The sequence below is a fragment of the Marinimicrobium koreense genome (genome assembly GCF_003762925.1).
In the GTDB taxonomy this organism is placed as follows: Bacteria; Pseudomonadota; Gammaproteobacteria; order Pseudomonadales; family Cellvibrionaceae; genus Marinimicrobium; species Marinimicrobium koreense.
In genome coordinates this window covers 1-26,314 of sequence record NZ_RJUK01000004.1, presented here as the reverse complement: position 1 = coordinate 26,314, position 26,314 = coordinate 1, and the positions used below count along the sequence as shown (strand labels likewise).

Annotated in this window: 18 protein-coding genes; 13 read left to right on the top strand and 5 right to left on the bottom strand. The window is 58.0% G+C overall.

What is annotated here, in order from left to right; all coding sequences use genetic code 11:
- Positions 1–423, top strand: coding sequence for a type IV pilin protein (locus EDC38_RS15785; RefSeq protein ID WP_211331165.1), 423 nt, complete (start codon positions 1–3; stop codon positions 421–423).
- Between the two features lie 19 nt (positions 424–442).
- Here the strand turns inward: EDC38_RS15785 and EDC38_RS15780 are convergent, their stop codons facing one another.
- Together EDC38_RS15780 and EDC38_RS15775 are read right to left on the bottom strand one after the other, a co-directional pair.
- Positions 443–1,819 carry a sigma-54-dependent transcriptional regulator gene (locus EDC38_RS15780; RefSeq protein ID WP_123639514.1) on the bottom strand — a complete coding sequence of 459 codons (1,377 nt, stop codon included), beginning with the start codon at positions 1,817–1,819 and terminating at the stop codon, positions 443–445.
- 37 nt (positions 1,820–1,856) lie between these two features.
- Complete coding sequence (locus EDC38_RS15775; RefSeq protein WP_123639513.1) at positions 1,857–3,464, bottom strand: sensor histidine kinase; 1,608 nt, start codon at positions 3,462–3,464, stop codon at positions 1,857–1,859.
- Between the two features lie 127 nt (positions 3,465–3,591).
- Here EDC38_RS15775 and EDC38_RS15770 point away from each other — a divergent pair, with 127 nt between their 5' ends.
- The gene (locus EDC38_RS15770; protein WP_123639512.1) at positions 3,592–5,217 is read left to right on the top strand and encodes an NAD+ synthase; all 1,626 of its coding nucleotides are present in this window, start codon (positions 3,592–3,594) and stop codon (positions 5,215–5,217) included.
- Positions 5,218–5,303: 86 nt separating this feature from the next.
- Here EDC38_RS15770 and EDC38_RS15765 read toward each other — a convergent pair whose 3' ends face one another.
- The gene (locus EDC38_RS15765) at positions 5,304–6,215 is read right to left on the bottom strand and encodes an outer membrane protein assembly factor BamD (RefSeq protein ID WP_024462552.1); all 912 of its coding nucleotides are present in this window, start codon (positions 6,213–6,215) and stop codon (positions 5,304–5,306) included.
- A 149-nt stretch (positions 6,216–6,364) separates the two neighbouring features.
- Here EDC38_RS15765 and rluD point away from each other — a divergent pair, with 149 nt between their 5' ends.
- The 3 genes from rluD to clpB all read left to right on the top strand — a co-directional run bounded on the left by rluD (position 6,365) and on the right by clpB (position 10,836).
- Complete coding sequence (rluD, locus tag EDC38_RS15760) at positions 6,365–7,312, top strand: 23S rRNA pseudouridine(1911/1915/1917) synthase RluD (protein ID WP_123639511.1); 948 nt, start codon at positions 6,365–6,367, stop codon at positions 7,310–7,312.
- A 20-nt stretch (positions 7,313–7,332) separates the two neighbouring features.
- Positions 7,333–8,094, top strand: a complete 762-nt coding sequence (gene pgeF, locus EDC38_RS15755; RefSeq protein ID WP_123639510.1) for a peptidoglycan editing factor PgeF — start codon at positions 7,333–7,335, stop codon at positions 8,092–8,094.
- Between the two features lie 96 nt (positions 8,095–8,190).
- Positions 8,191–10,836 (top strand): ATP-dependent chaperone ClpB, encoded by a 2,646-nt coding sequence (gene clpB / locus EDC38_RS15750; RefSeq protein ID WP_123639509.1) that lies wholly within the window; start codon positions 8,191–8,193, stop codon positions 10,834–10,836.
- A gap of 19 nt (positions 10,837–10,855) precedes the next feature.
- Here clpB and EDC38_RS15745 read toward each other — a convergent pair whose 3' ends face one another.
- Positions 10,856–11,287 carry a DUF4124 domain-containing protein gene (locus EDC38_RS15745; protein ID WP_123639508.1) on the bottom strand — a complete coding sequence of 144 codons (432 nt, stop codon included), beginning with the start codon at positions 11,285–11,287 and terminating at the stop codon, positions 10,856–10,858.
- 512 nt (positions 11,288–11,799) lie between these two features.
- Between EDC38_RS15745 and EDC38_RS15740 the strand changes: the two genes are divergently transcribed.
- The 6 genes from EDC38_RS15740 to EDC38_RS15715 all read left to right on the top strand — a co-directional run bounded on the left by EDC38_RS15740 (position 11,800) and on the right by EDC38_RS15715 (position 23,119).
- Entirely contained in the window at positions 11,800–13,536 is a 1,737-nt protein-coding gene (locus EDC38_RS15740) for an acetolactate synthase 3 large subunit (RefSeq protein WP_123639507.1), read from the top strand.
- A 1-nt stretch (position 13,537) separates the two neighbouring features.
- Positions 13,538–14,029: an acetolactate synthase small subunit gene (ilvN, locus tag EDC38_RS15735; RefSeq protein ID WP_024462558.1), complete on the top strand. Its 492-nt coding sequence runs from the start codon at positions 13,538–13,540 to the stop codon at positions 14,027–14,029.
- Between the two features lie 380 nt (positions 14,030–14,409).
- Positions 14,410–17,577: a TonB-dependent receptor gene (locus EDC38_RS15730; protein ID WP_123639506.1), complete on the top strand. Its 3,168-nt coding sequence runs from the start codon at positions 14,410–14,412 to the stop codon at positions 17,575–17,577.
- Between the two features lie 57 nt (positions 17,578–17,634).
- Positions 17,635–20,268 (top strand): glycoside hydrolase family protein, encoded by a 2,634-nt coding sequence (locus EDC38_RS15725; RefSeq protein WP_123639505.1) that lies wholly within the window; start codon positions 17,635–17,637, stop codon positions 20,266–20,268.
- 95 nt (positions 20,269–20,363) lie between these two features.
- Positions 20,364–21,677: a glycosyl hydrolase gene (locus EDC38_RS15720; protein WP_246004473.1), complete on the top strand. Its 1,314-nt coding sequence runs from the start codon at positions 20,364–20,366 to the stop codon at positions 21,675–21,677.
- Positions 21,678–21,892: 215 nt separating this feature from the next.
- A complete protein-coding gene (locus EDC38_RS15715; RefSeq protein WP_123639503.1) occupies positions 21,893–23,119 on the top strand; it encodes a glycoside hydrolase family 27 protein in 1,227 nt (408 codons plus the stop codon).
- 41 nt (positions 23,120–23,160) lie between these two features.
- On the opposite strand, the gene ilvY is transcribed toward EDC38_RS15715, so the two are convergent.
- On the bottom strand, positions 23,161–24,036 hold the full coding sequence (ilvY, locus tag EDC38_RS15710; RefSeq protein ID WP_123639502.1) for an HTH-type transcriptional activator IlvY: 876 nt from the start codon (positions 24,034–24,036) through the stop codon (positions 23,161–23,163).
- A 145-nt stretch (positions 24,037–24,181) separates the two neighbouring features.
- Between ilvY and ilvC the strand changes: the two genes are divergently transcribed.
- The gene (gene ilvC, locus EDC38_RS15705) at positions 24,182–25,198 is read left to right on the top strand and encodes a ketol-acid reductoisomerase (protein WP_123639501.1); all 1,017 of its coding nucleotides are present in this window, start codon (positions 24,182–24,184) and stop codon (positions 25,196–25,198) included.
- A gap of 112 nt (positions 25,199–25,310) precedes the next feature.
- Positions 25,311–26,213 carry a CDP-diacylglycerol--serine O-phosphatidyltransferase gene (pssA, locus tag EDC38_RS15700; RefSeq protein ID WP_123639500.1) on the top strand — a complete coding sequence of 301 codons (903 nt, stop codon included), beginning with the start codon at positions 25,311–25,313 and terminating at the stop codon, positions 26,211–26,213.
- The last annotated feature ends 101 nt before the right edge of the window (positions 26,214–26,314 follow it).

Below are 26,314 nucleotides of genomic sequence, written 5' to 3'. Positions count from 1 at the left end.
GTGACGTTATTTCACAGACAATCCCAGGCGGGCTTTACCCTGATTGAGATCATGATCGTGGTGGCCATCCTGGGTATTCTGGCATCTATTGCCTATAGCTCGTATCAGAATCAGGTAATGCGCAGCAACCGTTCGGATGCTCAAGCGACCCTGAACGATACGGCGCAACGTCTACAGCGCTGCTATACGACCTTTTCCAGTTACGACAATGATAATTGTGCGGTGTATCAGCAGTTGACGACGGGCGATGCGCGGATCGATTCACCGGAGGGGATGTATCGGATTACCATTGATGACGAGTCGGCGACCACCTACACGTTGAGCGCCACGGCGATCCGCGCACCGCAAACCGCTGATGAAGACTGCGACACGGAAATGTCTTTGGACCACCGGGGACGCCGGACACCAGAGGCCTGCTGGTAGTCGACGCTGGGGCGGCGAATCAGTCGTCGTCCAGCCCCAGTTTCTGTAGCCGGTAGCGCAATGACCGGAAGCTGATGCCCAGGTTTTTTGCCGCCTGGGTTTTATTCCATTTGGCCTGCTCGAGTGCGTTGCACAGGATGTCTTTTTCGACTTCCTGAAGATAATGATCCAGAGAAGGGTACTCCGCGCATCGGGCTACATGGTTGCCTGCACCGTCATTGGCGGGTTCCATGCCGTTACCCATCGGGTCGGTATTATCCGGCAGGTGCAGATCAACCGGGTCGATGACCTGGCTTTCACAGAGCGTAAACGCTCGTTCCAGAATGTTTTCAAGCTCCCGGACATTCCCGGGGAAATGATACTCGCAGAGCTGTTTCATGGCCGGTTGGCTCAGTTGCGGCGTGGGGAAATTGACCTCTCGGGCCAACTGTTCGAGTATGTGGCGGGCCAGCATGGCGATGTCTTCCCTGCGCTCCCTCAGTGGTGGAACCCTTAGCTGGATGACATTAAGCCGATAAAACAGGTCCTGACGGAAGCGGCCCTGCAGCACTTCCTGATCCAGCGCCTTGTGGGTGGCACAGAGAATACGTACATCGGTGCGGATTTCGTTTTGCCCACCGACGGGGCGCACCGCTTTTTCCTGAATCGCCCGCAGCAACTTGACCTGCATGTCCAGTGGCAGGTCGGCGACCTCGTCCAAAAACAGTGTGCCGCCTTCGGCAACCTGAAACAGGCCCGCCTTATCTTGGTGAGCGCCGGTGAAGCTGCCTTTCTTGTGACCGAAAAACTCGCTCTCCATCAACTCCCGGGGAATGGCACCACAGTTTACTGCCACGAATTCACCGGCGGCCCGTGGCCCCAGTTTATGGATGGAGCGGGCCACCAGCTCTTTACCCACCCCGGACTCGCCCGAAATATACACCGGCGCCTGGGAACGGGCCAGTTTCTGAATGCTGGCGATCAGATGCTGAATGGCTTTGGACTGGCCAATAATCGGACACTCGGCCGGCAGCGGCATGGGGGGCAGTTGGCTGGACTGGATCGCGCTGCTGACCAGTTTGCGCAGTGCAGTCAGATCGACGGGCTTGGACACAAAGTCAAAGGCGCCGGCTTTCATGGACTCAATGGCAGTATCAATACTGCCGTGGGCCGTAATCACCGCGACCGGCAACCGGGGATATTCCTGCTGAATGAATTCCACCAGCTCCAGACCGTTCCCGTCGGGTAGGCGCATGTCTGTCAGGCATAGGTCGTACTGGGACTGTGCCAGGCGCTCCTTGGCCAACGTCAGGTTCTCCACGCAGTCGGCCTCAATGCCCATCCGCCCGAGGGTGATATTCAGCAGCTCGCGGATATCGGGCTCGTCATCAATAACCAGAACGCGTTGATTACTCATAGAAAACCTGTGTCAGAGAGTCTGTCGGTGTCGGCCATTAAAGTGCCCGGTCCGGGTGTGCCAACTGAATGTGGAATGCACTGAGTCCATCGGACGTGCGTTCATAGTGTATTAAAGCCTGATTGGCTTCGCAAAGCTCCTTGCAGATGAACAGTCCGAGGCCCGAGCCGGTGCTTTCCGTAGTAAAAAACGGCTCGAAAATATGCCTGCGACGCTCCTCATCAATACCCTCCCCCCAGTCAATGACTCTGATGAAAGGCTGCTGGTTACGCGCTTCTATGCCCGCCTCAATCCTGACCCGGCGCTCTCCCGTAATGGCCTCACTGTAGCGCAAGCCATTGTCGCACAGGTTGGTCAGCACCTGATGGAGCTGACCCGTGTCAAACTTGGCTCCAATGTCAGCACGATCAAGAGATAATTCAAGTGTGCACGGATTGGGCTGGCCGGAGCGGAATTCTTCCGTAAAGTGCTGGAGCCAATCGTTCAGTATGACCTGCTCGGGCCGCGCATTGCGGCGGCGCGAAAGCTGAAGAACATTCTCGATGATCTGGTTCACCCGCTTGCTGTGATTATCGATGATCTGAAGCAGGCGCTGGTCGCCGCCGGTGAGCTGATCCGATTCGCTGAGCAGTTGGCTGGCGTGGCTGATGGCGCCGAGGGGGTTGCGTACCTCGTGGGCGATGCTGGCGGTCAATCGGCCCAGGGAAGCGAGCTTGAGCTGCTGAGCCTGCTGGGCAATCAGGCGGTTGTCTTCGACAAAGACCAGGGTCTCTGAGGCGGTGCTCGGATCCAGCGCCGCGAAGTTGATTTTCAGTTCGTTATTGGACGACTGATCCGTGGCCACTACCGATGAAGTGCGACTGTCGGTTTGCCACTGATCAAACTGATTTTTGAGCAGGGGAATGTCATCGAGCGTTCCGGGTGTTTCGCGCACGCCCAGCAGCTCGGCGGCAGAGCGGTTGATCAATTCAACGGACTGGTTCCCCCCCAGAACAACGATGCCGGTCCGCATGCGCTCCACAATCAACTGAGCCAGGCGTTGCAGGTGCTGTGCCTGCCGGGCCTGGGCCAGTGCCTCCTGACTGCTGGTGCGGATCTTCCGAGCCAGATATTGGAAGGTGAGGGCCGTGGTGAAGAGCAGGGCGCCCAGGGTGCCGGCGGAGAACAGGGTACGGTTGTCGATCGACAGCAACCACAGCCGGGTGATGCTCTCGCCCACCACGGCGATGCTGGCCAGGGCCGCCAGCAGAATCGCCAACTGCGCGGGCAGCAGCATGCCGCCAGCCGCCACGACCACCAACTGCAGGTAACCCAGGCCGCTCAAGGCGCCGCCACTGGCATACATCATCAGCGCAATGGCCGCCACGTCCAGAACCAGAAGCACAAAACTCTGCTGATTGGAGGGCAGAAACTTCACCCGCCATAGCAGGCCCAGGGTGATGATGTTGATGCTGGTATAGATGATTGAGGTATAGAGAAAGACGTCCGGGTGGTCGTTGCCGAGAATATTGGGCGCAATGTTGCCCTGAAACATCAACAGCAACAGGCTGCCCAGTAGCGTGCGATAGTAGGTGTATACCCTCAGCAGGTCGTAATTGCTGTAGCTGGATACGCGGGCCATGACAGGGTTGTCGTTGACGGGCATGGGGGACAGAGTACCTTGGCTGTGAGTCTGACCGATCGGGGTCGGATATTATCGCTTTGCGTCGAATCCGCAATTGGCGGACAATACGCGTCGTTTTCCCGCAGTTTATCAGGATGCAGGCCCCTTTATGTCAAGTTTGAGTATCGCAATGGCCCAGATCAACCCGCTGGTCGGGGATATCCCCGGCAATGCCGAGCGGATTCTGGAGCAGGCCCGTCGGGCGGAGGCCCAGGGGGCGGATGTCATCGTCTTTCCGGAGCTGACCCTGTCGGGCTATCCGCCGGAGGACCTGCTGTTGCGTCCGAGTCTCGCGCTGCGGATTGATCGCGCTCTGGACCAACTCAAGCAGGCAGACCTGGGTATTGTGCTGGTGCTCGGGTACCCCAAGGTGGTGGCGGGCCGGGTGTTCAATATGGCCGGCGTGGTTGCTCGTGGGCAGTTGGTGTGCGAGTACGCCAAACAGTGCCTGCCGAATTACCAAGTGTTCGATGAGGTGCGCTACTTTGTGCCGGGTGATAGCGCCTGTGTCTTTGACCTCAAGGGCGTGCCGACGGCGCTGACCATCTGTGAGGATATCTGGCAGCCCGGACCGGTGGAACAGGCCCGGGACGCTGGCGCCAAATTGATGCTGAATCTGAATGCCTCGCCCTTCCACAAAGGCAAGCCGCGTGAGCGGGAGCAGTTGCTGGCCGAGCGCGCGCGGCAAGGGCATATGCCCATCGTTTATGTCAATCAGGTGGGCGGCCAGGACGAGCTGGTATTCGACGGCGGCTCGGTGGCGGTGAACGCCCAGGGCGACCTGTGCCGGCGCCTGCCCGCCTGGCAGGAGTCGCTGGAACTATTGCAGGCCAACTGGCACGATGGATCGGTTCATATGGCCCATCAGGCGTTGGCCCCCCAACAGCAGGACCTGGACTCCGTGTATCAGGCGCTGGTGACGGGTACACGGGATTATGTGAACAAGAATGGTTTCAAAGGCGTGGTGTTGGGCCTTTCCGGCGGCATCGACTCGGCCCTGACGCTGGCCATCGCCGTGGATGCGTTGGGTCCGGAGCGGGTAACGGCGATCATGATGCCGTTTCGATACACCTCGGAACTGAGTCAGACCGACGCCGCCGAACAGGCCCGCCGCATGGGCGTGCGTTACCACTCACTGAGTATCGAGCCCATGTACGAGGCCTTTATGGCGACCCTGGATCCCGTCTTCGAGGGGGCCAAACGGGATACCACCGAGGAGAACCTGCAGGCCCGCTGTCGAGGCGTCCTGCTGATGGCCTGGTCCAACAAACGGGGCGACTTGGTGCTGACCACGGGCAACAAAAGTGAGCTCGCGGTCGGTTACTCCACCCTGTACGGCGATATGGCCGGCGGGTTCGATGCGCTCAAAGACGTTCCCAAAACCCTGGTGTTTGAGCTGTCCAGGCACCGCAACGAACAGGGCGAAGTGATTCCCCCGTCCGTCATTACCCGCCCACCGTCCGCCGAGTTGGCGCCGGATCAGAAAGATGAGGACAGCCTGCCGCCTTACGAGGTGCTGGATCAGATACTGGCGTTGTATGTGGAACAGGATTGCAGTGCGGAAGCCATTATTGCCCGGGGCTTTGCGCGGGAAGATGTCGAGCGCGTGGTCCGACTGGTGGACATCAATGAATACAAGCGCCGCCAAGCCCCGATTGGCGTGCGCATCACCCAGCGTGGCTTCGGCCGCGATCGGCGTTATCCGATAACGTCGGGATGGAAGCTGGGGGAGTAAGAAAACTGACGGTAAGAGCGAACGCTTTCTCGTAGGTCGGGTTAGCGCCCAGCGCGTAACCCGACACGGTCACACCAAAGCAGCCATCAAACCCCTGAAGGCGGCTGCGGCGCGTCCTGATATTCCGGATTATAAAGCTCCCGGGTATCAAAGCCCGGTGGCTCACTCTTGTCGAACAAGCCAAAGGTGATCAGGCTCAGCCAGCTGCGATCGCCCTCATCCGAACTGTACTGGAAATCAAAAGAACCATCGTCGTTCAGCGCCGGGTGGTCCGGGTAGTTCAGCTTGAGGATATCCAGCATCTGGGCGGACAACTCCGGCATATCCAGCAGCTCGTAGCCCTGCACCATCACTGCCAGTGCATCGGGAACGGCAGGGGTGGTATCAAAGTTTTCCAGTACGTAGCGCCCACGGTTGGTGGCTGCGACATAGGCGCCGCGTTTGAAGTAGTAGTTGGCCACGTGAATTTCGTAGCGGGCCAGCAGGTTGCGCAGGTACAGCATGCGGCGCTTGGCGTCCGAGGCGTAAATGCTGTCCGGGAAGCGGGTGAGGAGCTGGGCGAAGTGGTCCAGGGAGTCCCGTGCGGCGCCGGGGTCGCGCTGGGTGAGGTCCGTCGGCAGCACCCGCTCGAACATGCCACGACCCTCGGTAAAGGAGCTGAGCCCTTTCATATAATAGGCGTAATCCACATTGCGGTGCTGGGGGTGAAGACGGATGAATCGGTCGGCCGTGGCCGATACCATATCGGCGTCGCCGGAGCGGTAGTAGGCGTAAATCAGCTCCAGCTGGGCCTGCTCGGCATAGGTGCCAAACGGGAAGTTCTCTTCCAGTGATTGCAGGTTGCTGATGGCGGTTTCCCACTGACTGCGGCGCATTTGCGCCTGCGCGGCCTCGTAAAGGTCGGCCTCACTGGTATACTCTGGCTCGCGATCGGTATTGGAGCAGGCGGTAATCAGCGCCAACAGGCCGCCGAGCAGTAGGAGTTGCAGGACTCGCATAGGATTCAAAACTCGTTCACGATTCAAAAGTCAGTGGGCTCCGTACCGGCCCACTGGAGCAGCGGGCTATTAAAACACAGAGCGTGCGTATACCAAAGCGCCCCGGTGGGGCCGCGCACTCTCGCACTCGATAGAGGTAATCACGCCCCATGGCGGATCAATTGCAACAGAGCACCCGCGTGCCCCCGGATATGGCCGGCATGCGCTTCGACCAGGTCGCCTCCGGGTTGTTCCCTGAATTCTCACGGGCCCGGCTCCAATCCTGGATAAAGGACGGCCAACTGACCCTGGACGGACGTATTGCCAAGCCCAAGGAGCGCCTGCTGGGCGGGGAGACCCTGCGCCTGGAGGCGGAGCTCGAAGCGCAGGGAGAATGGGAGCCCGAGGCCATCGACCTGAACATTGTTTATGAAGACGACGACCTGCTGGTGATCAACAAGCCCGCCGGTCTGGTGGTGCACCCGGCGGCGGGCAATCACACCGGGACCCTGCTGAACGCGCTTCTGCATCACTGCCCGGCCCTGGAGGGGGTGCCCCGGGCGGGCATCGTGCATCGTCTGGATAAGGACACCACGGGCCTGATGGTGGTGGCCAAGACACTGTCGGCCCATACCGACCTGGTAGAGCAGTTGCAGGAGCGCATTGTCAGTCGCGAATACGAGGCGGTGGCCATTGGCACCATGACCGGTGGTGGTACCGTGGATGCGCCCATTGGTCGCCACCCGCGCCAGCGCAAACTGATGGCCGTTCTGGAACGTGGCGGCAAGCGGGCCGTAACCCACTATCGGCTGCTGGAGCGTTTTGCGGCCCACACCCATATTCGGGTCAAACTGGAAACCGGCCGTACCCACCAGATCCGGGTGCATATGGCGCATATCCGCCACCCACTGGTGGGTGATGCCACTTATGCAGGGCGTTTCAAAATTCCCAAGGGCGCCAGCGACGAGCTGATTCACGAGCTGAAAAGCTTCCCCCGCCAGGCGCTGCACGCGGCCCGGCTTGGGCTGGAGCACCCCGGTACGGGGGAGTATCGTGAGTGGACCGCGCCCTTGCCCGACGACTTCCAATCTTTGCTGGCCGCGCTTCGGGCCGGCTGAGTCAATCACCGGAGACTGCTATGTCCGAGCTTGAGTTTATCCGCCCTGACTGGCCCGCCCCGGAGCGAGTGCGGGCCGCCATTACCACCCGCCAGGGGGGCGTGAGCGAGGGCCCCTACGCTCAGTTCAACCTGGCATTGCACGTGGGGGACGACGCCTCGGCGGTGCAGCGCAACCGTGCTCTGCTGCAGGCGGAGCTCGGGCTGGAGCGCGAACCTCAATGGCTGGAGCAGATTCATGGCACGGCGGTGGTCGAGGCGCAGGACGATGGCCGGGTTTTGACCGCCGATGGCTGTCATACGAAACAGCCCGGACTGGCCTGCGCGGTGCTGACCGCGGATTGTCTGCCGGTGCTGCTGTGCAATCAGCAGGGCACGCGAGTGGCGGCGGTGCATGCCGGCTGGCGGGGCTTGGCCCAGGGGGTGCTGGCAGCGGCGGTGGCACGTTTCAGTGAACCCTCGGCGCAGTTGCTGGCCTACCTCGGTCCCGCGCTGTCTCAGCCCCACTTTGAGGTGGGGGTGGAGGTGCTGGAGGCGTTTTTTGAACAGGCGCGCAACGAAGCCCACAATGAGGCCATTGCACAGGCCTTCCAGCCCGGTCAGAAGCCGATGCATTTTCAGGGCGATTTGTATGTTCTGGCTCGCGCCGAGCTTGAGGCTCTGGGGGTGACCGCCGTTTACGGCGGTGATTTCTGCACCTACCGCGACCGCGAGCGATTTTATTCTTATCGCCGGGATCGCGACACCGGCCGGATGGCCAGCTTGATCTGGATCAACCCCTGACACAAAGCGCGGCCTCGCGCCTTGCTTTTTCGGGGTGTGCCCCCATTCTTTTAACCATACTTGGTTATCAGTAATGACTATTCTTGAGGCACACCCATGCGCATTGATCGATTGACCAACCAGCTGCAAACCGCGTTGTCTGACGCTCAGTCCCTGGCAGTGGGCCGGGATCATAGCCAGCTGGAATCCTACCACCTGCTCCAGGCGCTTCTGGATCAACAGGGCGGCACGGCTCGCTCACTCCTGGCGCAATCCGGCTTCAATATGACCGGCCTGCGCAATGAGCTGGCCAAGCAACTGGAGAACCTGGCCAAAGTGCAGAATCCGACCGGCGATGTGGGTATGTCCCAGGAGCTCGGCCGCCTGCTCAATCTGGCCGATCGTCGCGCCCAGAAAGCTGGTGACAAATTTGTCTCCAGCGAGTCGGTCCTTTTGGCCGCCATGCTTGATGGCGAGAGCCAGTTGGGCAAACTGCTCAAACAGTTTGGTGACGCCACCAGCCTGGAGCAGACTGTAGAGAAAGTCCGCGGCGGTGAAACCGTGGACGATGCCGACGCCGAGGGCAATCGCCAGGCGCTGGAAAAATACACCTTGGATCTCACCGCCCGGGCCGAAGCCGGGAAGCTGGATCCGGTGATTGGCCGGGACGATGAAATTCGCCGGACCATCCAGGTCCTGCAGCGCCGTACCAAAAACAACCCGGTACTGATTGGTGAGCCCGGTGTCGGTAAAACCGCCATCGTGGAAGGGCTCGCCCAGCGGATCGTCAACGGTGAGGTGCCCGAAGGCCTGAAAAACAAACGTCTCCTGTCGCTGGATCTGGGGAGCCTGCTGGCCGGTGCCAAATTCCGTGGCGAGTTTGAAGAGCGACTGAAGTCCGTGCTCAAAGAGCTGGCCCGGGAAGAGGGGCAGGTCATTCTGTTTGTCGACGAGTTGCACACCATGGTGGGAGCCGGTAAGGCCGAAGGCGCCATGGATGCGGGCAATATGCTCAAACCGGCACTCGCCCGCGGCGAACTGCACTGCGTTGGGGCGACCACGCTGAATGAGTATCGCCAGTACATCGAAAAAGATGCCGCACTGGAGCGTCGCTTCCAGAAAGTGCTGGTGGACGAGCCGAGTGAGGCCGATACCATCGCCATTCTGCGGGGCCTGAAAGAGCGCTACGAAGTCCACCACGGGGTAGACATTACCGACTCGGCCATTATCGCCGCCGCCAAACTGTCCCAGCGTTACATCACCGATCGGCAATTGCCGGATAAGGCCATTGACCTGATCGACGAGGCGGCCAGTCGCATCCGGATGGAGATTGATTCCAAGCCGGAGGAGATGGACCGGTTGGAGCGGCGTCTCATCCAGCTCAAAATTGAGCGCGAGGCGGTCAAAAAGGACGAAGACGAGGCGAGTAAAAAACACCTGGAAAAAATTGAGTCGGATATCGACCGGCTCGAGCGTGAGTACGCGGATCTCGACGAAGTCTGGCGGGCGGAAAAAGCTGCACTGCAGGGCTCCCATGAGATCAAGAGCAACCTGGAGCAGGCCCGGCTGGACATGGAGGCGGCGCGCCGTGCGGGCGATCTCGCCCGCATGTCGGAACTGCAGTATGGCGTCATTCCAGAGCTGGAAAAGCAGCTGGATATGGCCAGCCAGGTAGAAATGATGGAAATGAAACTGCTTCGCAATCGGGTGACCGATGAGGAGATTGCGGAAGTGGTCTCCAAGTGGACCGGTATTCCGGTTTCCAAGATGCTTGAGGGCGAACGGGACAAGTTGATCCGGATGGAGGATGCCCTACACCAGCGGGTGATCGGTCAGCACGAAGCAGTGGTCGCCGTGGCCAATGCGGTGCGTCGTTCCCGGGCCGGCCTGTCGGACCCGAACCGCCCCAACGGCTCTTTCCTGTTCCTCGGGCCAACCGGGGTGGGTAAAACCGAGCTGTGTAAGTCCCTGGCGGAGTTCCTGTTCGACAGCCAGGAAGCCATGGTGCGCATCGACATGTCCGAGTTCATGGAGAAGCACTCCGTGGCTCGCCTGATCGGTGCACCCCCTGGCTATGTCGGCTACGAAGAGGGCGGTTATCTCACAGAAGCGGTGCGCCGTCGTCCTTACTCGGTGCTGTTATTGGATGAGGTGGAAAAAGCCCACCCGGATGTGTTCAACATCCTGTTGCAGGTGCTGGAAGATGGCCGACTCACCGATGGCCAGGGCCGGACCGTGGACTTCCGCAATACCGTGATCGTGATGACCTCCAACCTCGGTTCGGATCGCATTCAGGACCTGGCGGAAGATCGCTCTTACGACACCGTGAGCTTCGACGAAGAGAAAACCGGAGACTCCCTGGGCAATGAAAACCGCTATGCGGCGATGAAAGACGCGGTCATGGAGGTGGTGGGACGTCACTTCCGGCCGGAGTTCATCAACCGGGTAGACGAAGTGGTGGTGTTCCATCCGCTGGGTCGAGAGCAGATTCGCGGCATTGCCGATATTCAGCTCAGCTTGCTGCGCAAGCGTCTGGCGGAGCGAGATCTGACCTTGAGCTTGGACGATGCGGTGATGGATAAACTGGCCGAATCCGGGTTCGATCCGGTCTACGGCGCCCGGCCACTCAAGCGAGCGATCCAGCAGCAGATCGAAAACCCGCTGGCCCAGGATATTCTTCAGGGGCGTTTTGTGCCCGGGGACAACATCCACGCGGTGCTCAAGGGCGACCGCTTGAGCTTCGAGAAGCGCGCGCTCCACTGAGTGCGCGCTCGGAGTTGCTTCAGCAGGCTCGGTCCATAATCTGGCGGGCGATTTCCGCCCGTTCGGACAGTTCCTCCTCGCCCAGGTAACGCCGACTGCCGTCCTCGGTCTCTACGGCAATCCGGCCTCCCCGCTCCAGGGTTTCCAGGTTCTGACGGGCCCGTTGGCAGGCCTCGTCCAGCTCCTGTTGCGAGGGTTGCCCGGCATTGCTGGCTGCCGATTGTGGTTCCGGCTGCTCGGGTTCGGGGCGTGGATACTGGCTGGAGTAATCCACCGGTTCGCTGTGGCCTGTCTGGGTGCGCAGAGTTTCCGATGGACGCCCCTTGGGCGGATGAGACGTAAAATGCGTTACTCCCTCATCATCGACCCAGCGGTAAACCTGATCGGCCAGCCCCGTCAGTGGGGTGGCGCAGAGCGTGATGGCCAGCACGGCCAGAAGCGGGTGTTTCATGTTGGGCTCCCTTCGTTGGCGGGCGGCGGTAGTGGGCCGGTAAAAGCCATCCTGCGCTCATGGCCTCGCGCCGCATGTATCATGGATACACTATAGCCCGGAGGGACCCGTCGAGAAAGGTGTGTCCCGCGCCAGAGGCCGAACTTGTCCCCGATTTGTGAACTTATCGCCCAAGTCCCTGTTTACTCTTGACTTTCCGGAGCATTTTCCGAACAATAGCAAGTTCGCACGATGGCGTGTAGAGCCAGCCGACAACCTCGGTGCCGTACTCTACACCGGAGGCCGACCCGGCCCCCGAACCATCCGCAGCCGCGAAGGCGCGTTAACCTACGCCGCCTGCCCAGAGCCAGCCCGCAATTGCTACCCGCGCGGGAGGTTGGGGAATCCCAAGACTGACTCGATTCAGAGAAACACAGCTCCCGATCCGAAGGGCGGGCAGGCCGTGGCTTCGTGGTTTGTGGTTGTTGCGACCCCTGAGTTCATACATTCATGGTTATTTGAGAGGTTACCCAGTGGAAATGCTATCAGGCGGAGATATGCTGATTCGCTCCCTGCGGGACGAAGGCGTAAAGCACGTGTTCGGTTACCCGGGCGGTGCGGCCCTGCATATTTACGATGCCATATTTCGGCAGAAAGACGTCAAGCACATCCTGGTCCGTCACGAGCAGGCGGCCACCCACGCGGCGGACGCCTATGCGCGTGCGACCGGTCAGGTGGGCACAGTGCTGGTGACGTCCGGCCCCGGTGCGACCAATGCCATTACCGGTATTGCCACCGCCTATATGGACTCGATTCCGATGGTGGTCATTTCCGGTCAGGTGGTCTCTGAGCGCATTGGTGAAGATGCGTTTCAGGAAACGGACATGGTGGGTGTGTCCCGGCCGATCGTAAAGCACAGCTTTATGGTCAAGCATCCGAGCGAGATTCCGGAAATCGTCAAAAAGGCTTACTACATTGCCTCAACCGGTCGTCCCGGCCCCGTGGTCATTGATATCCCCAAAGATATCACGGCGCCCGGTGAGACCTTCCCCTACGAGTACCCGGAAAAGGTCAAGATCCGCTCCTACAATCCGGCCACTCGCGGGCACACCGGGCAGATTCGCAAAGCCGTCCAATTGCTGCTGGAATCCAAGCGTCCGGTCATTTATGCCGGTGGTGGTGTTATTCAGGGTAATGGTTCCGATTTGCTGACCGATCTGGCCAAACGCCTGAACTTCCCGGTCACCAATACCCTGATGGGGCTGGGGGCCTACCCGGGTTCCGACCGCCAGTTCCTGGGTATGCTGGGCATGCACGGCACCTTTGAAGCCAATACCGCCATGCATCACAGCGATGTCATTCTCGCCGTGGGCGCACGCTTTGACGACCGGGTAACCAACACCGTCAGCAAGTTCTGCCCCAATGCCAAGATCATCCACATTGATGTGGATCCGGCCTCCATTTCCAAAACGGTTGCCGCCGATGTGCCTATCGTTGGATCGGTGGAGAGCGTGCTGACCGAAATGCTGGCCATGGTCAAAGAGAGCAAAGAACTGCCGGACGCCGATGCGATCAAGGCCTGGTGGAAACAGATTGATGAGTGGCGTACCCGTCACGGTCTGTATACCGCGCCGCGCTATAATACTGACGGCGACAAGATCATGCCTCAGGATGTGATCAAGGCACTGTACGAAGTGACCGGGGGCGATGCCTATGTCACCTCTGACGTAGGTCAGCACCAGATGTTTGCCGCCCAGTACTATCTGTTCGACAAGCCGCGTCGCTGGATCAACTCCGGCGGCCTGGGCACCATGGGCTTCGGCCTGCCGGCGGCCATGGGCGTACAGATGGCGCACCGCGATGCGGTGGTCGCCTGCGTGACCGGGGAAGGCAGCATACAGATGTGCATCCAGGAACTGGCGACCTGTACCCAGTATCACCTGCCGGTGAAAATCATCTGCCTGAATAACCATGCCCTGGGTATGGTCAAGCAGTGGCAGGATATGCAGTACGAAAGCCGCTACTCCGAATCATTGTACGAGGAGACTCTGCCGGATTTCGTCAAGCTGATGGAATCCTACGGGCATGTCGGCATCCGCGTGGAGCGCAAAGAAGACCTCAAAGCCAAAATGGAAGAGTGTTTCGCCATGAAAGACCGGGTGGTGTTTATGGATATCCAGGTTGACCCAAGCGAACACGTATACCCCATGCACGTTGCCCCCAATGGGTCCATGCGCGACATGTGGCTGAGCAAGACGGAGCGTACCTGACATGAAACGTATTATTTCGGTATTGATTGAAAACGCCCCGGGCGCACTGTCCCGGGTGGTCGGGCTGTTTTCCCAGCGCGGCTACAACATTGAAACCCTGACGGTGGCCCCCACCGAAGACGAGACCCTGTCTCGCCTGACGTTGACCACCATTGGGGATGATCACAAGATTGAGCAGATCACCAAGCACCTGAACAAGCTGATCGATGTGGTCAAACTGGTGGATCTGACCGAAGGCGCCCACATTGAGCGTGAGCTGATGCTGGTCAAAGTCAAAGCCTCCGGTGCCCAGCGTGCAGAAGTGAAGCGCTGTGTAGACATCTTCCGTGGCCAGATCGTGGATGTCACCAGCTCGCTGTACGTCATCCAGATCACCGGCACCAGCGACAAACTGGACGCCTTCTTTCAGGCCGTGGGCGAAGCGTCCATTCTGGAAGTGGTGCGCTCTGGTGTGTCGGGTATCTCCCGCGGTGAAAAAGTACTGAGTCTGTAGCCTCGATTGGCGCCAGGGAGGGTGCCGGATCAAAGTGCTGTGACGCGGTATTGACGGCTTTCGTTATAAACTCCCTCCCTTTTTAGACCAAATCGTACCGAAAAAAATACCCACCCCTTCTTTTTTTGGTTGCCACCAAAAAGTATTTGGGCTAGGCTATTTGTAATCGGTTACAGATCCTAATAGCTTCCTGCTCTCTCAGGGAGCTTATTTTTGCCTTCAGTTTGGAACCGGTTACAGAGAATAAAGGGGGCTCCCGACTATAAAGAAACCCTGAGTTGTGGCGTCATCGGCCCACTCACCGGCTCGGAATCACTCCGAAGGCGACCGGCTTTCGCCCAGTCAATAACGTTAATAAAAGTAATAAGAGGAATCTCAGCATGATCAAACGCAGAGGGTATGGTTCGCAGAAAACCGCTTTGGCATTGGCCATCGGCTGCGCACTGAGTAGTGTGGGGTTGCAGGCCCAAGAGCAAACCGGTGGTGACGAGGAAAGTGGCCATCTCGAAGAGGTCATCGTGCGCGGCGTACGGGCTTCTCAGTCCATGGCCATTGATATCAAGCGCGACTCTGATCGTATTGTCGACTCCATTGTTGCGGAAGACATTGGCCGCCTTCCCGATACCACCATTACCGATTCACTTCAGCGGGTGACAGGGGTGCAGATCACCCGAGAAGCCAATGAGGGCACCAGTCTGAACATTCGTGGTATGCCTCAGGTGTTGACCACGCTCAATGGAGAACAGTTTCTCAGTCCTCAATCCATTACCGGCGTTCAGCCGGACTACTCTGACATCCCTGCCGGCCTGATGAGCGGCGTAGACGTGTACAAATCTCAAAGTGCTTCCATGCTCTCGGGCGGGGTATCTGGGGTGGTTGATCTGAGAACCTTCAAGCCCCTGGCGCTGGATGAAGGGTGGACCAGTCGTCTGCGCCTGGAGGCGGCCCAGGGTCAGCGCTCCAAAAACGAAATGAAAGCCGATGGCACGGAAGGCACCCGCGACCCGGACCACAGTGCCAGCGTCATGGTGGGCTACAACTTTGATAATCGACTGGCCATTTACGCCAACCTCAATCACTCGATTTCCAACGCGGCCAACTACTCCATCTGGAATGGCCATCGTCTGGGCTTTCTGGAGTCTCAGGGGGGGGCACCGCTACCCGTGGGCCCAGACCCGGTAAACAATGCCCCGGATTTGGCGGGCACCGGTAATCCGAACGATTGGTACATTGTCCCCGACCGTTACAGTGCCAATAGTCAATTCATGGAGCGTGAGCGCACGGGCGGCACCGTCAGCGCGGAGTGGGAGCTCAACGATAATTTTACTCTCAAGGGTGATGTGTTCTACACCCGTATGGACCGATACGATCGAGGGGTCAGCGCCGGCTTTAACGGTGGTAGTACTCCGCAGTCGTTTGAGGTCAATGGTGAGCCTGGTGTCTTTAGCGAGAATGTGTACAACGTCGTGCAGGACTCACCCCGCACTCAGGTTGAATACGGAGCCACCATTGGGGTGCCGGACGGCGCCGGTAATACTGTCAATCATGACTTGTATTACGTCACCGTGGCGGATGTCTGGGCGGCGGACTTCCAGACCCGCTCGGATAACGACATAGAAAAAACCGCTGCCATCAACACCAACCTGGAATTGAACTACACCAATCACGACAACCTGATCGCCAGTGTGCGTTATGTCCACGGTGAAGCAGAGAGTCAGACCCGCGAAGCGACGTTCCAACAGGGGACTCCGGCGTGGCTCTGGGTTGATGAGGATGGTGAAGATGGTAAGGACCCGGTGGAAGGTTATCGCGTGACAGTGGATTATCGACCGGATTATCCCGAGTTCCACTATCAAGGGCCCAGTTTGGCCGATCCGGCGGTTCTCGATCAGTATCAAGGGTTCGCTCAAGGGAGCAATCTTGAGGCGGAGTTGGATGTCGTGCGTGCGGATGTAAACTTGCGTCTGGATTGGGGACTGGTCGAGTCCATTGATGTTGGCTTGCGTCACGGGATTCGGGAGGCACGCAGCGACCGATTCGAATATGTGACTGCTACCGGACGGTATACCGATTGGGAAGATCCGCGGGTTCCCGCGGATCTGCGCTACAAGCTGCTTCCGGGTAACCTAGTGTGGCAACGCTACCCCGACTGGCGCAAGTTCGATTTTTCGGAAACCAATATCAACCTGGTCGAGGTCGGTGGTCTACAGGACAATGGGTTTAGCGGTGACGACACCGTCGTCTTTACCGATTTTGGCCCCATTGGTGGGTTTGAAGACGGCGTAGCGGCTCTGAACCCCGACGCCTGGGACAGCCCCTATGACTTTATGACACGTCTGTACGGCGAGGTGCGGGCCGTGGAAAACCCCGGCTACAGCTACGACGTGGAAGAGGCCAGTACTTCCGCTCACGTACAGGTGAATTTCGAGAATTTCGATCAGGGACTCTTCGGTATCCCCTACTCAGGCAATGTCGGGGTGAAAGTGGTTCAGACCGATCGGACGGTCATCCGAAATGATGTGCCGGAAGTTCTCGATATGTTCAATTCCATCGGCTATGACGACTGGCAGAAGCTTGCGTTTGTTTACGGCACGCAAACCGATGAAGTGGACTTCACCGATGTGTTGCCTTCAGTCAACTTCAACCTGTTTCCCACAGACGATGTCACCGTTCGTTTCGGCTTTGCTGAGACTATGACCCGAAATGATCTGGATAACGTCGGCGCCAGCTTGAACCTCTGGTACCAGCGCTGCCCTAAAACCGATGAAAACGGTGAGCCGGTCATGGTGGTTGGTCCCTCCGGTCCGGTACAGGATGATGTCGGTTGTGTTGGAGGAGGTGAAGATCAGGGGCGTCCGGATATCGAGCCCTGGCGGGCCCGGGTCTATAACACGGCGGCAGAGTGGTACTTCGCCGAGAACTCCATCTTGGGTGCCAGCCTGTTCCTGATTGACGTGGAAACCGCCGTAGAGCCGGGCCAGGAACAGCGCTCCTTCCGAGACCTTGATGGAATCGACCGCGGTCGCCGCGCCAATATCTGGACCACGCGAAACACCGGTGCCTCGGATTTATACGGGCTGGAGGTGGGCTATAAGCAGCCGTTCACTTTCTTGCCCGGGGAGTACCTCAGTGCGACGGGCATCGAAGCGAACTACACCTACTCGCAAAGCGAGTCCCAATACTCGGATCTGGAAGGGAACAAGTTTCCGCTGCCCTCTAACTCCGAGCATCAGGCCAACCTGATTCTGTGGTACGACAAAGGGGGGCTCAATGTTCGCGCGGCCTACAACTGGCGAAGCGAAGAGTACATGGAGCGGTTCGAAGTCAATACTACCGCTGCGGTCATGGAAATGGGGCAGTGGCTTGAGCCAACCGGTTACCTCGACCTGTCCGTCAATTACTGGATCAACGACAACATAAGCCTATACCTGAACGGCACCAATCTGACCAGTGAAAGCCGCCACAGCTATGGCCAGTGGGACAATCATTTCCGTTCGCTGTGGGTTCAGGAGCGCCGCTATGCAGCCGGCGTCAGCCTCTCGTTCTAACGATCGCGCTGACATCAATTAAGGCTTAACCGACTAAGAATAATTTCGGAGTTCATTATGAAAAAACAAATTGGTTATATAGCGCTGCTCGCCTGTGCCTTCGGCCTGCAAGCCTGCGGCGGCAGCATGTTGGACACCCCGGATTCAGAAAAGCACAAGCTGATACCGGAACCTGTTCAAGGAGATGAGGGGCGCCCGCGTCCTTCGGAGAATGCGCCGGTCTTGTCATCCGATGGCTCTCAGTTGCTCGATGCCACCGGTGAATCAGTGCTTTTGCGCGGTGTAAACCTGCAATACGGCGATAACCCCTTGGAGCGAATCAATGGTATTACCTCGATTCAGGAGGTGGGCTCTAATGTGGTGCGCTTACAACTCCGCTCTGACACCACGGCGGATGAGCTCGAGGCGGCGCTGCTCACTGCGGTCGATGCTGGCCTCTTGGCAATAGTGACCTATTGGGAGCCCGAGGTTGCATGTGCCGCCGATGATGAAGCTCTGTTTGGGGCGGTGAACGACCTGTGGCTGAGCGAGTGGGTTCCGGTGCTGGTGCAAGACCGCTTCCAGCCCCACGTTATGCTCAATCTGGCGAGCAAGTGGGGACCGACCGGCATTTTCAATTCGTACAGTCAGGGGTATCGGATCTACATTGACAATTACAAAGCCGTCATCCGGCAGATGCGCCGGGCCGGATTCCGCAACCCGATCGTGATTGATGCGCCCGGCTGTGGCCAGGATTACCATGCCTTCCTTGGTAATCGGGGGCGGGAGCTGTTGGCCGCAGATGATGAGGAAAATATTGTTCTTTCTGTGCATGCTTTCGGATCGCGCTGGCGTGACCGGGACGATATGGCGTCGGCGATGGAGCTATTGAAGGGCGAGCGTATACCGGTCGTTGTCAGTGAATTCGGTGACGCCAATGCGGAAGAGGACGCTATCCGCCACCAGGACTTGATGGTCCTGGCTGCCGGAGATAAAGCAGCTCAGTTGCCCATCGATTGGCAGACGCCAGACGACAAAGCCGGTTATCTGGCAGTGCTGCCGGAGTCGGTGAGTGTGCTTGGCCGGGAAGTGAGTATGGAGGTCTATCTGGATGAGGACTACATGCAGGCCGCAGAAGGCGAGGGCGTCATGGGACTTCAGATGTACCTCCGGGATAGTGAAGGGCGCTACGCCAACCTGGGGTGGAACTCAGCCGATAGCCTGCAGGCCAACCGCTGGTCAAGCCTGAAAAAAGTTGTTCAGGACGATAGCTCCTTTGGCTGGGCGGAAGACGGCTTTGATGCCTCCAGTGTCATCAAAATCGGGCTGGAGTTGGTGGCCAATGGTAAGAATCCCGAGGTGAATGGCGAGCTTCGCATTGACAACATCAAAGTTATCGAGGCGTCAGTCCCGGAATTGCTGCGGGAATGGACCTTCGATGATGGTGTTGCCGACTGGGCGCCAGCGTCCTGGGAGGATCCGCAAACTGGCGTTTCAGAAGTGGATGGTGCTCTTGCTCTCACCCGGGAAGCTGGGGACGGTGAAGTGCTGGCGCTATCAGGTGCTATGGACGGGGTCAGTTACTCGGGGCAGGTCGAAATTACCCTCGACGTATTGGTGCCAGCGGCTTACGGCGATGCCAGTCAGGAGCTTTACTTCACTGTCCTGTCCAATACCGCGGGCTGGCAGACGGCAAACTATCTGGGAGCCGGCGATGTGACGTTCGGCGAGTGGACTACTCTCACCTTTGAGGCAGAGTGGGCGGGTGGCTCAGACCTTGGGATCCAGATGGGTAACTTGAATGGCAGTGTTGAGCCGATTCTGTTCGATAACATCACAGTGCTTGGGTTGCCTGAAGAGCAGGTTGCCTTCGAGTGGGGTACCCAGTATCAGTCTGATTTCACCGAAGGAACCGATGGCTGGGCGGTGCTCGGTTGGCATACTCTGCCGGTCAGTGTGTCGGCGGAAGATGGTGCTCTGGTCATGTCACCGCGCCCCTCTGAGGCGGGTGATACCTCGGATGATAACAACCGCACTTTCGCTGTCCAGAAAAATAATCTGAACGAGGTGGAAAACTTCAACCTCAACAGTGAAAGCCTGGAGATGACTCTGACCCTGCAGTTGGATGAGGCCTACGCTCAGGCACCGGAGGACTTTGAATTCCGTGTGTTCATTCAGGATGCTAACTGGTCCAACCACACCAATCTCGCGGTCTGGACTATTGAGGATTTGACGCCGGGTGAGTGGGTGACCAAAGAGTTCGTCATGGAGTTGCCCGAAGGCTTTGAGCGCAATGGCACCCCGCAACACTTTGGTTTCCAGGTGTTCGGCGTCAGCGATATGCCCGATGCGCCAATCAAAGTCGGAGAAATGCGTATCGAGGGTGATATCCCGCTGGAGGTTGAGGAAGAAGTGGTCCAACTGATTGATTTCCACTATGCGGAACAGTTTGACTGGCTGGAAGTGGATATGGTCGAAGGCGGCTTGGTGGCAGATGACTTGCTTGCGGATGTTGCGTCGTTCGAACGTTCCGCCCCCTTCAGTTGGTTGGCCTGGACGTGGATTGATAATTCGGAAAGCGCGACCGGGTTTGATCTGTCCAACTCTGAAGAGACCAGCGTGGATTTGACGGATCGGGGTGAGCAAGTCGTTCATGGTAAAGGCGGTCTGATGGAGACCTCCATTCCGGCCAGCTTTCCTGAGGCCGAATAGATCTGAGCACCGGGATCAGGGCTCTCTCTGTTATTGGGAGCTCTGGTTCGATGTTTTGTTGTCTGTACAAGTGGGTTGATACTGGAAGAGACCAAATGAAACTCTATCTGTTTGAAAGTAACACCTGTGTCGCAGCCATTCTTGCTTTTACGGCAGGAATTCTGGGGTGTGGTAGTAATAACGCTATTGAAGATGGTTCCGATACCAATCAACACGATCCAGAAGAGGCGCTGACCTATGTTGAGGTTGAGGGAGGAGAATACCCCTATTGTACTGAGCCGGAGGCATCGGTCGATCCCGATGGCGATGGCTGGGGGCAGCAGGTAATCAGTCAGGAGGAAGAAACCTGCGTTGTCGAGATGGGTGATATGGACCCCAACGCCCCCACGGTCGAAAAACTGGGTGTTGCAGAGAATCTGGTCAATGACAATGCGGCCGAGACGACCCGTGCGGTTTACAGCTATCTGAAAAGTGTTTTCGGAAAGCAGGTGCTGTCCGGTCAGCAGGACTTGACGTGGAAAGATTCCACCGACATGTTCCAGCGAGTGGTCAATGACACCGGGCTGGCCCCTGCGATCATGGGCTATGACTTCATGAACTACACCGTAGCTGATGGGCAAGGGTGGTCTGGTTTGATGCAGACCGGAGAGGCGATCGCGCACTGGGAATTGGGAGGGCTGGTTACGTTCAACTGGCACTGGCGAGATCCGTCTGGAGAAACATTGGAGTTCTATACGGAATCCACCGGCTTCAGAATACCAATGGATGGCGATCAACTTGATAGGGAGTCTGAGGCGTTCGCCCAGATGGAGGCTGATGTCGACCGTATTGCACAGGAGTTGAAGGCTCTCCAGGACGCCGACGTTCCTGTCCTCTGGCGCCCTTTGCATGAGGCATCAGGCGGCTGGTTCTGGTGGGGGGCGACCCGAGATGATTCCGTCCAACCTGCTGATGCACAGATAGCGCTCTGGAAGTATTTGTACGATCGGTTAACGAATCATCACGAACTGAATAATCTGATTTGGGTATGGAATGGAGCCTCGGCTGATTGGTACCCCGGGGATCGATACGTGGATATTATTGGTGAAGATATTTACGGAGATGCGCAAGATTACGGCTCCAAACTCCCCAAGTTCAACGAAGCCGTCGAGTATCCGGACAGTGAAGACAAGATGGTTGCCTTGACAGAAAATGGCACGATTCCTCACCCGGATAATATCAAGGAGGATGGCGCCTGGTGGCTGTATTTCGTGACCTGGAATGACGGGGACAGTGAAGAAGGTGTTACCAATAGCAGTAACTTCTGGACGGGCGAGTACTACAATGAAGATGCACATAAAGTAGAGGTGTACAACCATGAGCTGGTAATCACTCTGGATGAGCTTCCGGAGTTTTACAGCGAAAACTGATCCTTCCTAGGTTCGCTTCCGACTGGGTTTTCTGGCCGGGGGCGAACACGATCGTTCAGACCTTTTTCAAAAAGGAAACCATTGGTTTAATTTTTCGTCTTTCGATCCTGGCGCCGACCCGTTCCTTAACGGAGCATTGCATCAGGCTTGATGGGCGTTTTATCGCAAATTTTTAAAAGTAAGATAAATCGTATATTTTAATAAGGGTAATCATTATGAGAAGTACAATTTTAACCTGGGCTACCGGCTTTCTGATTGGTTGGGCATCGTTGGCCGCAAATGCCGAAAAGTTTCCGCACCTGGCCGATACGCCAGCGATGGGCTGGAACAGCTGGAATACGTTCGATTGTAACGTCGACGAGTCCATGATTCGGGAAATGGCAGACGCCATGGTGGAGTCGGGCCTGAAAGCGGCGGGGTACGAATACATTAACATCGATGATTGTTGGCACGGTGAGCGTGATGCTCAGGGCAATATTCAGGTTAACAAGGAGCGGTTTCCCTCCGGAATGAAAGCCCTGGCCGATTATGTGCATCAGCGTGGATTGAAGCTGGGAATTTATTCCGATGCGGGTAATACCACCTGCGCCGGTTATCCGGGCAGTCGAGGCTACGAGTATCAGGATGCGCGTACCTACGCAGAGTGGGGCATTGATTACCTGAAGTACGACTGGTGTGACACCGAGAATATCAACCCGATTGGCGCATACACTACGATGCGCGACGCGCTCAAACGCGCCGGACGACCGATTCTGTTCAGTATCTGTGAGTGGGGTGACAACCAGCCCTGGAGTTGGGCGCAGGATGTGGGGCACTCCTGGCGGGTCAGTGGCGATATCTACCCCTGCTGGGATTGCGAGCTGAGTTGGGGTTCCTGGTCATCCTGGGGTGTTCTGAAGATTCTCGATATGCGTGCCGATGAGCGACTGCGTCAATACGCGGGCCCAGGTCATTGGAACGACTACGATATGCTCGAAGTGGGCAACGGTATGACAGAGGCGCAGGACCGCAGCCATTTCACCCTGTGGGCCATGTTGAACTCGCCGCTGATCGCCGGAAACGACCTGCGCAACATGAGTGATGCCACACGCGACATTCTGACGAACCGAGACATCATTGCCTTGAATCAGGACCCTCTGGGTGTACAGGCCATGAAGTACCTTCATCAGGGAGAGCTGATGATTTATGTAAAACCGCTGGAAGGCGGTGACTGGGCCTTCATGTTTCTGAACCGCGGGGATACGCCGCTGAGCTATACCCACGACTGGGCTCATCATTTTGAAGTGAAGGATGATCAGTTTGGCCATCACATCAACTTTCACGATCAGCAGTTCACCTGGCGTCGGCTTTGGAGAGATGGCGAGGGGGATACCAGTAAACCGCTTCGGTTAAAGCTGGCCGCACACGATGTGGCAGTGTTGCGGTTGTCCCCAGTGCGGTAAATTCCTGTATGGCTGGTGGCGGGTTAGCTGCTCCGGGGGGGTTAACCCGCCACCTGTTCCCATAGTGCTGACACAATTGGGCTTTTAAGCCGCCTTTGCAGCACGCAGATGCCGGTTTCGAAGGGCCCCAGGTCCGGCTGCTGCGGCAGCGGCTTGACCCGCTGGCGCAGGGGGCTGTTTCTGAGCACAATCTCTGGCACCAATCCGACCCCGAAACCGAGGCTCACCATGCTGACGATTGCCTCATTGCCTTTGACCTCTGCGTAAATGTCGGGTGTCAGCTGTTGTGCCCGGCACCAGCCGTCAAAGCGCTCCCTTGCAATACCCTCCTCCGGGATGATGATCGGCCAGCGCCGCCAGTCCTGTTCGGAGCCGGCCTGATTGGCGAGCAACGCCGGGTCCTCGGGGCCGATGAACACCAGGGGTGACTCGGCAATGGACTTGAACTCCAGGCTTCCCGGCAGACGGTCGGGCCGGGCGGCAATCGCAATATCCTCCTGTCCCGCCAGAATCCGCTCGACCGCCTGGGCGGGGTCCCCCGTGTGCAGTTTGATGGCGATGCCGGGATAGCTGCCCCGGAACTGGGTCAGCAAGTCGTGCAAAAAGCTGTAGCTGGCGGTCACCGAGCAGTAAATGCTCAGTTGGCCGCGCAGCTCGTCGGCGCCCTGGTGCAGTGCTTCCTGAAAGGTCTCCCACTGTTGAAGGCTTTCCCGGGCAAACCGTTGGAATCGTTCGCCCTCGGGCGTCAGGTTCACGGATCGGTTATCCCTCAGCATCAGCGTCACGCCCAGCTCCTCTTCCAGCTGTTTCAGGTTGCGGCTGATGGTGGAGGGGCTGACGTGACACTGGGTAGCCGCTCGCCCAAAGTGGCGTGTGGCGGCGAGCGCCAGATAGAGACGAAGCTTTGTGGCGTCCATCGGGATCTCCTGCCGTTGATTGATGTTGCATTATGTGCAATATCAAGTTGCGAATATATCATTTTACGTTATGAGTGTTTTTCCTTAAACTGCCGGCCGATATTCAATCGTTCCCCGCCTTTGGGCGACTATTCAGGAGATGAACATGCACGTTTATTACGACAAAGATTGTGATCTTTCCATCATCAAGGGCAAGAAAGTGGCCATTCTGGGCTATGGCTCCCAGGGTCACGCGCACGCCAACAACCTGAAAGATTCCGGTGTTGAGGTTGTGGTCGGTCTGCGTGAAGGCTCTGGCTCGGTCAAGAAAGCCGAAGGCGCTGGCCTGAAAGTGGCCAATGTAGCCGACGCGGTGAAAAGTGCCGATATCGTCATGGTTCTGACTCCGGACGAGTTCCAGTCTGCGCTCTATAAAGACGAGATCGAGCCCAACCTGAAGCAGGGCGCTACCCTGGCCTTCGCTCACGGCTTTGCCATCCACTACAACCAGGTCGTGCCCCGCCAGGATCTGGATGTCATCATGGTGGCGCCCAAGGCTCCGGGTCACACCGTTCGCACCGAGTTCGTCAAAGGCGGCGGTATTCCGGATCTGATCGCGATTTTCCAGGATGCGTCCGGCAAGGCCAAAGACGTAGCGCTGTCCTACGCTTCCGCGATCGGCGGTGGTCGTACCGGTATTATTGAAACCACCTTTAAAGACGAAACCGAAACCGACCTGTTCGGCGAGCAGGCGGTGCTGTGTGGCGGTACCGTTGAGCTGGTCAAGGCCGGCTTTGAAACCCTGGTGGAAGCCGGTTATGCCCCGGAAATGGCCTACTTCGAGTGTCTGCACGAGCTGAAGCTGATTGTTGATCTGATGTACGAAGGCGGTATTGCCGACATGAACTACTCCATCTCCAACAACGCGGAGTATGGTGAGTATGTGACCGGTCCCCAGGTCATCAATGACGAGTCCCGCGAAGCCATGCGTCAGGCCCTGCGCAACATCCAGAACGGTGAGTACGCCAAGCGCTTTATCAGCGAAGGCGCCCTGAACTACCCGGAGATGACCGCCCGTCGTCGTCTGAATGCGGCGCATCCGATCGAGCAGGTCGGTGAGCGCCTGCGCGCCATGATGCCCTGGATCGGTTCCAACAAGATCATCGACAAGTCCAAGAACTGAGTTCTTGCGCAGGGGCCCTCCGGGCCCCGAGCACTCGTTCAGCCCGCTGCGGGATCACCTGCAGCGGGCTTTCGTGTACCATGGGGACAGGAAATTCAGTGTTGAGGTGGCTATGACAAACAACGATCAGGACTCCCGGCTGCAGGAAGGGGATGAGGGTTTTCTCCCCTTTGACGAGCATGTAGAGGAGGTTTCCGAGAACGGCAAGAAGGTGCGGCACCGTGGGGTGTACTTTCTCCCCAATCTGTTTACCACCGGGGCGCTCTTTGCGGGCTTCTACGCCATCATTTCCGCCATGCACGGCAATTTTGACAGTGCGGCCATTGCCATTTTCGTGGCCATGGCTCTGGATGGCCTGGATGGGCGGGTAGCCAGACTGACCAACACCTCTAGTGCGTTCGGTGAGCAATACGACAGTCTGTCGGACATGGTGTCCTTCGGGTTGGCGCCATCCCTGGTCATGTTCAGTTGGGCGCTGTCGGACTTGGGAAAGCTCGGCTGGGCGGCCGCCTTTGTGTTCGCCGTCTGCGCCGCTCTGCGCTTGGCCCGGTTCAACACCCAGATAGGTGTGGTCGACAAGAAGTACTTCGTCGGTCTGGCCAGCCCGCCGTCGGCGGCCATTCTCGCGTCCATCGTATGGACTGGCCATAGCGGCGATGTGTCCGTATCCGTCGCGGTGGCCTCGGCGCTAATCACGACCATCGCCGGGCTGTTAATGGTCAGCAATGTTCGCTACTACAGCTTCAAGGACATCGACTTCCGCGGGCGCGTACCCTTTGTGGTCATGTTGATGGTGGTGGGGGTGTTTGTGGTGGTCAGCATCAACCCGCCGGTTGTGCTGCTGTGCATGTCAGTCACCTACGGCCTGTCGGGCCCGGCCATCTGGCTCTGGCGGCGCCGGGCCTCTCTGGTGGGGTGGGTGAATAGCAGTAAAGAGGGCGATGATTCCTCTGCTCAGGGCAGCGCTGAATCCGGCGAAGAGGATGCGCCCGAAGAGGTACGCAAGGAGCCTTAAAACTTTTTTCAAAAAGTACTTGCGCGCCCCGGATCATATCCGTATAGTTCGCGCCTCTTCCGGAGTGAAGGGTCAGCCAAAAGGACGAGGCGCTGCTTGAA

Excerpts from the sequence above, each read along its gene's own strand:
- EDC38_RS15780 (WP_123639514.1), bottom strand. The coding sequence starts at position 1,819 with ATGAGTAATCAACGCGTTCTGGTTATTGATGACGAGCCCGATATCCGC.
- EDC38_RS15775 (WP_123639513.1), bottom strand. The coding sequence starts at position 3,464 with ATGCCCGTCAACGACAACCCTGTCATGGCCCGCGTATCCAGCTACAGC.
- EDC38_RS15770 (WP_123639512.1), top strand. The coding sequence starts at position 3,592 with ATGTCAAGTTTGAGTATCGCAATGGCCCAGATCAACCCGCTGGTCGGG.
- EDC38_RS15765 (WP_024462552.1), bottom strand. The coding sequence starts at position 6,215 with ATGCGAGTCCTGCAACTCCTACTGCTCGGCGGCCTGTTGGCGCTGATT.
- rluD (WP_123639511.1), top strand. The coding sequence starts at position 6,365 with ATGGCGGATCAATTGCAACAGAGCACCCGCGTGCCCCCGGATATGGCC.
- pgeF (WP_123639510.1), top strand. The coding sequence starts at position 7,333 with ATGTCCGAGCTTGAGTTTATCCGCCCTGACTGGCCCGCCCCGGAGCGA.
- clpB (WP_123639509.1), top strand. The coding sequence starts at position 8,191 with ATGCGCATTGATCGATTGACCAACCAGCTGCAAACCGCGTTGTCTGAC.
- EDC38_RS15745 (WP_123639508.1), bottom strand. The coding sequence starts at position 11,287 with ATGAAACACCCGCTTCTGGCCGTGCTGGCCATCACGCTCTGCGCCACC.
- ilvN (WP_024462558.1), top strand. The coding sequence starts at position 13,538 with ATGAAACGTATTATTTCGGTATTGATTGAAAACGCCCCGGGCGCACTG.
- EDC38_RS15730 (WP_123639506.1), top strand. The coding sequence starts at position 14,410 with ATGATCAAACGCAGAGGGTATGGTTCGCAGAAAACCGCTTTGGCATTG.
- EDC38_RS15725 (WP_123639505.1), top strand. The coding sequence starts at position 17,635 with ATGAAAAAACAAATTGGTTATATAGCGCTGCTCGCCTGTGCCTTCGGC.
- EDC38_RS15720 (WP_246004473.1), top strand. The coding sequence starts at position 20,364 with ATGAAACTCTATCTGTTTGAAAGTAACACCTGTGTCGCAGCCATTCTT.
- EDC38_RS15715 (WP_123639503.1), top strand. The coding sequence starts at position 21,893 with ATGAGAAGTACAATTTTAACCTGGGCTACCGGCTTTCTGATTGGTTGG.
- ilvY (WP_123639502.1), bottom strand. The coding sequence starts at position 24,036 with ATGGACGCCACAAAGCTTCGTCTCTATCTGGCGCTCGCCGCCACACGC.
- ilvC (WP_123639501.1), top strand. The coding sequence starts at position 24,182 with ATGCACGTTTATTACGACAAAGATTGTGATCTTTCCATCATCAAGGGC.
- pssA (WP_123639500.1), top strand. The coding sequence starts at position 25,311 with ATGACAAACAACGATCAGGACTCCCGGCTGCAGGAAGGGGATGAGGGT.